General features: G+C 33.5%; 11 protein-coding genes and 3 pseudogenes. 6 read left to right on the top strand and 8 right to left on the bottom strand.

From position 1 onward, the window contains the following. The first annotated feature begins 124 nt into the window (after positions 1 to 124). A complete protein-coding gene (locus tag V7014_RS02090; protein ID WP_335503685.1) occupies positions 125 to 256 on the top strand; it encodes a hypothetical protein in 132 nt (43 codons plus the stop codon). A gap of 1 nt (position 257) precedes the next feature. After that, complete coding sequence (locus V7014_RS02085; protein WP_335503682.1) at positions 258 to 1,151, top strand: phosphotransferase; 894 nt, start codon at positions 258 to 260, stop codon at positions 1,149 to 1,151. Positions 1,152 to 1,530: 379 nt separating this feature from the next. Here the strand turns inward: V7014_RS02085 and V7014_RS02080 are convergent. From V7014_RS02080 to V7014_RS02050, 7 genes and pseudogenes are all read right to left on the bottom strand, one after another. Beyond that, positions 1,531 to 1,735, bottom strand: a pseudogene (locus V7014_RS02080) (hypothetical protein); the annotation flags it as partial. A gap of 108 nt (positions 1,736 to 1,843) precedes the next feature. Further along, positions 1,844 to 2,280 (bottom strand): annotated as a pseudogene (locus tag V7014_RS02075) (transposase); the annotation flags it as partial. Positions 2,281 to 2,479: 199 nt separating this feature from the next. Continuing rightward, positions 2,480 to 2,620, bottom strand: coding sequence for a hypothetical protein (locus V7014_RS02070; RefSeq protein ID WP_335503681.1), 141 nt, complete (start codon positions 2,618 to 2,620; stop codon positions 2,480 to 2,482). 5 nt (positions 2,621 to 2,625) lie between these two features. After that, positions 2,626 to 2,787, bottom strand: coding sequence for a hypothetical protein (locus V7014_RS02065; RefSeq protein ID WP_335503678.1), 162 nt, complete (start codon positions 2,785 to 2,787; stop codon positions 2,626 to 2,628). An 825-nt stretch (positions 2,788 to 3,612) separates the two neighbouring features. Beyond that, positions 3,613 to 3,792, bottom strand: a pseudogene (locus tag V7014_RS02060) (recombinase family protein); the annotation flags it as partial. Between the two features lie 307 nt (positions 3,793 to 4,099). Then, positions 4,100 to 4,678 (bottom strand): TetR/AcrR family transcriptional regulator, encoded by a 579-nt coding sequence (locus V7014_RS02055; protein WP_335503673.1) that lies wholly within the window; start codon positions 4,676 to 4,678, stop codon positions 4,100 to 4,102. A gap of 33 nt (positions 4,679 to 4,711) precedes the next feature. Continuing rightward, positions 4,712 to 5,029, bottom strand: a complete 318-nt coding sequence (locus V7014_RS02050) for a carboxymuconolactone decarboxylase family protein (protein WP_335503669.1) — start codon at positions 5,027 to 5,029, stop codon at positions 4,712 to 4,714. Between the two features lie 267 nt (positions 5,030 to 5,296). On the opposite strand from V7014_RS02050, the gene trxB reads away from it, so the two are divergent. From trxB to V7014_RS02030, 4 genes are all read left to right on the top strand, one after another. Then, complete coding sequence (gene trxB, locus V7014_RS02045) at positions 5,297 to 6,250, top strand: thioredoxin-disulfide reductase (RefSeq protein ID WP_335503688.1); 954 nt, start codon at positions 5,297 to 5,299, stop codon at positions 6,248 to 6,250. A gap of 123 nt (positions 6,251 to 6,373) precedes the next feature. Continuing rightward, entirely contained in the window at positions 6,374 to 6,688 is a 315-nt protein-coding gene (locus V7014_RS02040; RefSeq protein WP_335503666.1) for a thioredoxin family protein, read from the top strand. Between the two features lie 483 nt (positions 6,689 to 7,171). After that, on the top strand, positions 7,172 to 7,816 hold the full coding sequence (locus V7014_RS02035) for a peroxiredoxin-like family protein (RefSeq protein WP_335503665.1): 645 nt from the start codon (positions 7,172 to 7,174) through the stop codon (positions 7,814 to 7,816). A 243-nt stretch (positions 7,817 to 8,059) separates the two neighbouring features. Continuing rightward, positions 8,060 to 8,572 (top strand): peroxiredoxin family protein, encoded by a 513-nt coding sequence (locus V7014_RS02030; protein ID WP_335503661.1) that lies wholly within the window; start codon positions 8,060 to 8,062, stop codon positions 8,570 to 8,572. On the opposite strand, the gene V7014_RS02025 is transcribed toward V7014_RS02030, so the two are convergent. Further along, positions 8,566 to 8,877 carry a hypothetical protein gene (locus tag V7014_RS02025; RefSeq protein WP_335503658.1) on the bottom strand — a complete coding sequence of 104 codons (312 nt, stop codon included), beginning with the start codon at positions 8,875 to 8,877 and terminating at the stop codon, positions 8,566 to 8,568. The two genes, V7014_RS02030 and V7014_RS02025, sit on opposite strands and share 7 nt — an antisense overlap. Between the last annotated feature and the right edge of the window lie 162 nt (positions 8,878 to 9,039).

Genomic DNA, 9,039 nt, shown 5'->3' with positions numbered 1-9,039 from the left:
TTATAGTCCTAGGGTTTAAAAGAACAAGATGATGTAAATTAAGCTAGAGGATAGGAATTCCATTCCTATCCTTTTTTTAAAAAAACAATATATTGTACACAATGTGTTCAATGGAGGTATGACAATGAAAAAGGCCACAGAACGAATTATAAAAGTATTCCCTAAATTAAAAGACAAAATTACAGCTTATGAAAGTGTGCTTTTAGCTGAAGATGCATTTTGTACTTTAAATCATTACAAAAAAGAAGGTGTTTGATGTGCTCTTTCCAAAAAAATGGCCTTCAGAAGTACGAAAGTTTTTAGGGGAGTCATATGGAAAACCTGTTTCAATTGAGAGACTCGGTGGAGTCGTGTATGAAGAAAGTTGTTTCCGTATAAAATTTTTAAACCAATCTGTGATCATAAAACAAACAAGGGAGCAAAGGGAATGGTTCTTATATAAAGACAAATCTTCTTTTCTTCGAAGTGTTGGAGTCAATATTCCTGTATTGTATTACGCATATACCGAGCAAGAGATGTATTGGCTAATTATCGAAGATATTCCTTTGACATTACCCAAAAACCGGTGGGAAGCCGATACAGCCGTGTTGGAAGTTTTGTTTTGTTTACATTATGGAACATGGAAAAAAGAATTGACGTTGACCGAACCTTATATTCCTGGTTGGAATGTTGAAATGTTGGATAAGGCCCTAGCATGCTTTCCGACAGAAACCTATTCCCAAATTAAATCGTTGCTTGACTTAACTAGGGAACAATGTCAGCAACTATTTAAGCCGTTATGTTGGATATCAGGTGATCCGAATCCGACAAATTGGGGATTTCGGCATGACGGAACCACAGTTCTCTTTGATTGGGAACGTATCGGTTACGGTCACCCGGCCGTAGATCTTGCCATTACGATGCCAGGTCTGAATTCTAATAGTTCATTGGAATCGTTGATCGCTACAAAGTATTTGGATATGTGGGAAAAAAATTCGATTGAGTGTCCATTTACACAAGAAGAATTAACTTATCAAATTACACTCGCAAAGGTGTGGAGTGTAGTAGAGTTTTTGGCTAACAATGCACATTCGGCTGATCCAAAAACGATTGATTTTATTATTGGACATTTGCCTGAAAAATTGAGTTCGTTAAGAACATCAATAATTTAAAAAATTAATTGATAAAGCAAAACTGGTGCATAGAAAAGAGAAAACTTAGTCTTAATGGTAATAGTTTGTCACATGGAGATATTATTGATGATATAGAGAGTGACATCATATCATTTCCACTCAATAGAAGATTAAACAGAGCTGTAGAATTAAGTAATTTAATGATGAATATATTAAATAATGGTTTAGATGCAAGAGCGAATCTGAATTTTGATATCATTATAGATAATGTAAATTATAATGGTAATCAATTTATAGAGATAATCTATTGGCTAATAGGTCAAGAAGAGATAAATTATCCTCGTAGCAATAGAAAAATGGGAGTGAGATTGTCAATTACTAGGTATCATGAAGTTATTATTTCTGCTACCTACGGGTTCATTTTCTTATTTTCCTTGACTTCTAATACATTTATAACCACTTCTGCATTGTATTCGTCATATTTTAATGTAACCGTCTTGCCTTGTTCCCATCGTTCAGAACTAGATGAGAAAATTCCCGATTTTAACAGGGTCCACTATAGCTTCAAACACTTCATTAGCTGGTTTCTGTATTTTAAATTTCGTAGTTACTTGAGTATCTATACTAAATCAACTCACTTTCGGTATATTTAATTTCTTCCATATTATAGAACTATTGTTCGTCTAATTCAAATATCAACATAATTATTTAGCATAGAAAGCATCAATTTTGCGGTCCCGAGCTACCAATACACAAACTTGTTCACGACTGATGCCACAATATTTTGATACACCACTATGTTTACTAGCTTTATGACCAATGATACCTCTCTTTCCCTTTTCAGAGTATAGGAGATAGGTCTCGTCCACTTCGACGATACCTTCGAATCCTTCAATCTCGATTTCTTTTATTGCATTTAATATTTTGTGTCGTCAATAAAAGAAGTAACCCATTTGATTCCTAATATTTGTTTGCATTTACGAAGAGAAAGACCTTCAAACATCAATTTAATGAACTCTGCCCAAAATTTCGGATAACAAGTGCCATGCATAGGAGTGTTGGTTAAGTCGTTAAATGTTTTAAGGCAAGCTTTACTACGATAACGTTGACGACCTCTGTATTTACCAAATCGGACAACAAATTGGCTTGTGCAATGAGGACAAACGAAAGGGGTTATGTTCTGTGTGATTCTGAAGCATAACCTCTTGTATTTAACTTTTAAAACAATAAGTATACCGTGTTGTTTTAAAAAAATTAAAAAGCAATCTATAATAGATTGCCATGTAGGTACCATTTATTTTTTTAATATCTTTACAATCTTGAATTCTATGAAATTCGTGTTAAAGTATATCAATAAGGAAGAACACTCAGAATTGATTATTTTGTCTTTTTACATAGGCATTCTGTAAGCCCATGCTAATAGCAAGTGATATTCCAACCCAATTTTCCTCTTTATTTGTAATGTCCCTTAAGAAATCACTTTCTTCTTGATCTATGGTTCTTTTCATCATAGTCACGAACGTCTGATACATACGAGCAATCTTGTGTTATCTCTTCTTTTAATATATTCATTAAAACGGTGTAGTTGGTATAGCGTTGTAAAAGGATTATCAAGAAATGCTTCTTCTACCTTTGTTATAATTTCTTTATAGTAGTTTTCAGGAAGAGTTGTCATTATTCCACCTCTTTTTTAATAGATTCCGATTATGAGAATAGCAGTCCTCTACTCTAGCATTTTATTCTTAATCATAGTATGGACGAATGATGCTGTTTATAAACAGAATCTATCATTTTTTATTTTGTTTTTTTAAAACGCTTTTTTGTGACATGTCATAGAAAAACGTCTAGTATTTTAAATGTTCAATGCCATATCATGAAAAAAACATACCAAATAGATCTAGTAATATTCTATTTTCTTTTTGAACATTTAATTGGTTTTTATATGAATAATATATCTTCAATAATTTTCCAATATCTATTGTCATTATTTTATGCTTNNAATTACATCAGTGAGAATGAAGTTAGATAGCTATATCTGTAACTATAATTTTCTTGTATCACATTCTAATTACACACTTTAATGGGAAGAACCCTTATATAAGCGAGGACATGTTTCTCGTTTATATAAGGGTTTTTTTGTTTTAATTAGGCACTTTGCTTAGAACCTGAGATGGTCATTCTTCATGAGCGGCTTTCTCATAGTTTTGATATAGGAACATAAAAGGGGAAGGTAGAAAATGAGCAAGACATTTTAACACTACTCGAAAATTGGCGTATTTATTATCCAAATATGCGAGTTGTATATGTATGTGAGAGAGAGCGTTCCGATCCATTTTTAGGCGATCTTTATAAATGCTATTTTAAGAATGTACAAAAACGCTCGTTTAAGCATGTACATTTTTGATTTCCAATGGATAATTACAACTTTACTTGAAGGGGCGAGCATAATAGCCTAGTTCGGCAAGCCAGCCCTTATGGCTGGCTTTTGGCTGCTATATCATGTGAGTAGAGCTGTATCCTTTGGTCGCAAAAATTCCAACATATGATTTAGCTCGGGCCTATCACGGTTTGTTCCTGTCAATTTTTCGGAAAAAATACGTTCACAGCCAAAATCCTCTAAGTGTTTCTTTTGTCGATCTAAATTCTGATCTATAGTAGAAACACGCATGTATCCTCTCATCTTAACATATATTGTATCAAAAACATCTCTTTACAAGTATTGTTACAAATGATACTGTTACGTATTTTTGTTACGTCAGTTATAAGAGATTGCTAGCTGAATAAATTAGAGTGGACTCACGTAACACAAACGTTCGTTTTTGATAAGTTATTTACCTTTATTCCCCTATTCAATAATCGGGGCATTTAAATTATGAAAGTTGTCTAGTAGTAAAGATAGCTTATATAATACAATCGGGGAATAAAAATAATATTGAAACTTAAAAAGACTTACTAACCATCCATTAGTAAGTCTTAACTTTTTGTCTTTAATTTAAATGATACTGTTTTTTAATTACTTCAAAAATATCTTGTAATACTTGGATATTTTGTCTGCTTATCATTAGTAAAATTCCGCCTTCAATCATGGCAACAATAGATTCTGCGTTTTTTTTCGGATTAATTGATTCATCTAACTGATGGTTCTCAATCATTTCCGTTAAAATATCAGTGACTGAGTTTACCCAATGATTAAAAAATTCTTCAATTTTCACTCGAAATTCCTCATCTTGGGCACTCATTTCAATTGCCAAATTTCCCATTGCACATCCGTACTTAATTTCCATTTCTGCATGACTTGTCTCGGCCCATTTGAGCATACGATTTAACTTAGTAATAGGGTCATCTGAATTATTCAGAATTCCAATTATTAACTGCCCTTCCAAATCTTTGACTAGATCTTCTACAACAGCTAATCCGAGATCATGTTTTGATTGAAAATAATGGTAAAATTGTCCCTTTCCTATATTAGCAGCTGCCATAATATCGCTGACTGATGTCGCTTGGTAGCCCTTGGAGTGTATAACTTCTCTAGCTATTCGTATAATTTCCTGTTTTTTGGTAGACATAATAACTACAACCTCAATCTTGATAACTTTGAATCATATTAGCCATGTGTGCATAGGAACCACCTGCGCATAATGCGGAAGTAACCATAATAGCTCTTCTGCGAGTTCTTCACTTGTTGCACCGAGTTTTTTAGTATGAGATTCAATACAATACGGACACTGAGTGATATGAGCAATTGCCACAGCAACGATTTCTTTCTCTTTTACGGTAAGAGCACCTTCTTTAAATACTGCAACATTAAAATCATTAAAAGCTTTTAATTGTTCAGGTGCAAGCTCTTTTAATTGGGCTAAATTTTCGTATAAAAATTTGTTGGCAATTTTAAAACTCCTTTTTAATTTATCCTTCAAATCGTAAATTTAAACGCAAAAATTAACCAACTGTTCGGTACAATTATTATAGCATTATTTTTTGCTTAGATACAAGACTATGCCCTTAGACACTAGTAGGTTTCTTCAAGAAAAAAGGTTGTTAAGATCAAAGATATTTTGTTTGCTAATAATAAATAAAGTATGTTAGACTGCATCTGTACCGAATGGTAGGTACAAAATATAAAAATATACTTTTTATAAATACAGTAAGTAAAAAAACTATGGAAATTTCTAGTGAATAGAGGAGTGAATAATGTGCCTGAAGAAACGATTTATGATGTGATAATTATTGGTGCCGGACCTGCTGGTATGACTGCGGCTGTATACACATCTCGCGCAAATCTTTCTACGTTGATGATTGAGCGTGGTATACCTGGTGGACAAATGGCTAATACAGAAGAAGTTGAAAACTATCCGGGGTTTGATACGATCTTAGGACCTGAGCTTTCTACAAAGATGTTCGATCATGCCCAAAAATTTGGTGCTGAGTATGCCTATGGAGATGTAAAGGAAGTTATTGACGGGGTGGAATATAAAACAATTATCTTAGACTCTAAGGAATACAAAGCCCGTTCAATCATTATTACAGCTGGTGCTGAATATAAAAAAATCGGTGTTCCCGGCGAAAAAGAATTAGGAGGACGCGGTGTCTCCTATTGTGCCGTGTGCGATGGGGCATTCTTTAAAGAAAGAGAACTCTTTGTTATCGGAGGTGGCGATTCTGCTGTTGAAGAAGGCATATATCTAACTCGTTTTGCTTCAAAAGTGACAATTGTTCATAGACGGGATGAGTTGCGTGCGCAAAAAGTTATTCAGGATCGTGCCTTTGCGAATGAGAAAGTCGACTTTATTTGGAATCACACGCTTAAATCAATCAATGAAAAAGAAGGAAAAGTCGGTAGTGTTACCATTGTTTCAACACTGAATGAAGAAGAAACAGAGATGAAAACCGACGGTGTTTTTATCTACATTGGTATGTTACCACTTTCTAAGCCATTCCAAGGCCTTGGCATTACGAATGCTGTAGGTTATATAGAAACCAACGATAGAATGGAAACTCGAGTGCCCGGTATTTTTGCTGCAGGTGACATTCGTGAGAAAACATTGCGTCAAATTGTTACGGCTACCGGTGATGGAAGTGTCGCTGCACAAGAAGCACAACATTATATAGAAGAATTAAAAGAAAAATTGAAAGCATGAATTGAAATATAAAGTTAGCCTTAACAATTTTGTCATCGCGTATCAACAAGTTCATAACAATAGTAAAGATGAAAAGCTTTATTAATCATTCAAAAATTGAGAGACCCACTTGGAGGAGAAAACATGAAACAAGTTAAAACAGAGCAAGAATATCTTGAGCAAATTTCCCAAAATGAACTAACTATTGGAATTTTCACTACAACTTGGTGCCCAGACTGTAAACGGTTAGGTATGTTTATTGATGAAGTTACAGAAGAGCATCAGGACAAACAATGGTTTAAAATTGACCATGATGAGTTTCCGGAAATTTCTGATAAACAAAGTGTTATGGGAATTCCATCTTTATTAGTTTTTAAAAACGGAGAAAAGCTTGCTCATTTGCATAGTGCGAACGCCAAATCTGCAGAAGCAGTGAAAGAATTCTTAAACAAACTATAATATGGGAACCTTGTTGTTTTGAAAATAAAGTTCGATAATTTTAAAAATCTGATCAAAAGTCCTGTATGGATAGGCAGGATTTGTACTTGTTCAGCAATCGGGCCAGATTGTTCAATAACTTTTCACCAAATAAACCTAAATTAATGTAATTATGAACAAAGTCACTCTCTTATTTTTAAGTTTTTTCCATATATTACAGTCAGATCTTAGATCTAATTTCTGTGAGAAAATCATTAACAACGTAGAAAGAATGCTCATGAGATGAAAGGTAAGATTAAAGATGCAGAAAAAATTCAACTTTCGTTCAATATCAACGATGTGATTTGTTAACAGTACAACATTTTTAAAAAATGTAAACTGTTTACTTGCCAACTTTTTAGTCAGTGTGATAGATTTTTTTGTACCGAACGGTAGGTGCAAAATTGTGCGTGAAATATAAAAACAACGATAGTAGATAATGATAATATTGGAGGGACAAAACGTATGTCAAAATTACTCGAAGAAATTAAAGCGTATAAAGAAGAATTTAAGCAAAAGGCTCCTGAGGAAAAGCAGAAGTTAATGGCGCAAGCAACAAAAGAATTAGAAGAATCTGGAGTTGCACATGGACTAAAAAAAGGAGACCAAGTACCGGACTTTAAACTTCCTGACGCAACAGGAAAAACGGTGTCTATTACTGAAGAACTTTCAAAAGGGCCGGTGATCCTGACATTTTATCGAGGTGGGTGGTGCCCTTATTGTAATCTTGAATTAAAAGCCTATCAAAGAGAAATAGATACCATCAAAGACGCTGGTGCAACATTAATAGCCATCAGTCCGGAGACACCAGATGCATCCTTATCCACAAAGGAAAAAAATGAGCTTGAATTCATTGTTCTCAGTGATGAAAGCAATAAAGTTGCTGAAAAATTTGATTTGGTATTTAAAATGCCGGATTTTTTAATTGAAGTATATAAGGACTTTGGATTAAACGTTTCAGGTCATAATGGAAATAATGACTGGGAACTTCCAAAGCCAGCCTCATTTGTAATCGATCAGTCAGGTAAGATCGTATTTGCAGAAGTCGATTCTGACTATACAAAACGTGTAGAGCCCTCTAAATTAATTGAAATTGTAAAAAGCATCTAATGCACTGAAATCAGGTGCGTTTAAAAATGAGCAGAAAAATAAATGATTTTTATATGTTTTTCTTGTTGGGATAGTGCTGACATTCCGAAATTAACATCAGTACCCCTTTAAGAAGATAATCCTAAAAAAGTAAAAGCTAATATGTAATTTATCTTACATATTTAATTTAAAAGACAAAATAATATAAAGGTGTTCCAAACCCGTACGAGGTTATTAAGATCTTCAATATTAAGGAGGATAAGCATGTCTACATTTAAATTAGGTGACAAAGTACCCGGTTTCACTCTTCCAACAGCTAATGGTGAAGAATACTCTTTTGTATCTCATCAAAACCAACATAAAAGCTGGCATCTCATTATCTTTTTCAGAGGATCATGGTGCCCTGTTTGTGTTCATGACTTAAATGAGCTTGAAGATAGCAAAAGTTTTTTTGAAGGCAAAAATGTAAATCTAATTACAATCTCAACGGATCAGTTGGGAAATTTAAAGAAAATGGTTGATGAGCATAACATTACTTTTACTGTCTTAGCTGATGAAGAGTTAAAGACATTAAAAGCATATGATGTTTTTTATCATGGGGAAGATGCTCCGTATGAGGATCATGGCACACATGGAGAGCCAGCGTATTTCCTAGTTGATGAAAATGGCCAACTTCTATATCAACAAAGACAAACAAGTCCATTTGGACGACCATCGTCTACTGAACTTCGTAAGATCGTCCAATATATTAGAAAAAATTTAAAGACAAATCAATAAGAATAAATGTTATTCAACAAAAGGGCGCGATTGTTGATGATCGAGAGCCTAATTTTTCTTTTAATACTATAGGAAAGGTGCTGCACCCCAAAAGTTAGAGTAAAAAAACTAACTTTTGGGGTGGTATCTTTTTTAAATGAAATGCTTGTATCAATTCGTTTCTTCATCATGTTTAATTCATTAATTGAATGATCATTTGCTAAATCCTTAGCGTATTGAATATCATCAGTATTTTTATTAGTTTTACCATACCGTCCTTCTAAATACTTTGTTATTACTTTTGCACTTTGAAAGCTTCTCTTCATAATTATTCACCCAATTTATATATCGAATGAAACTAAATATTATGTAGTAAATATTATCTAGACCATGGATTTAGGTAGTTCATATACTCTATCATAATAAATTTCTGTACTAATCAATTGAGTCTTCAAACCCCTAATTTTCTCTAATGAATTACTAATTTC

Source organism: Bacillus sp. JJ722 (assembly GCF_036963345.1).
Taxonomy (GTDB): domain Bacteria; phylum Bacillota; class Bacilli; order Bacillales; family DSM-1321; genus Bacillus_AD.
This window is presented reverse-complemented; position numbering and strand designations above follow the sequence as displayed.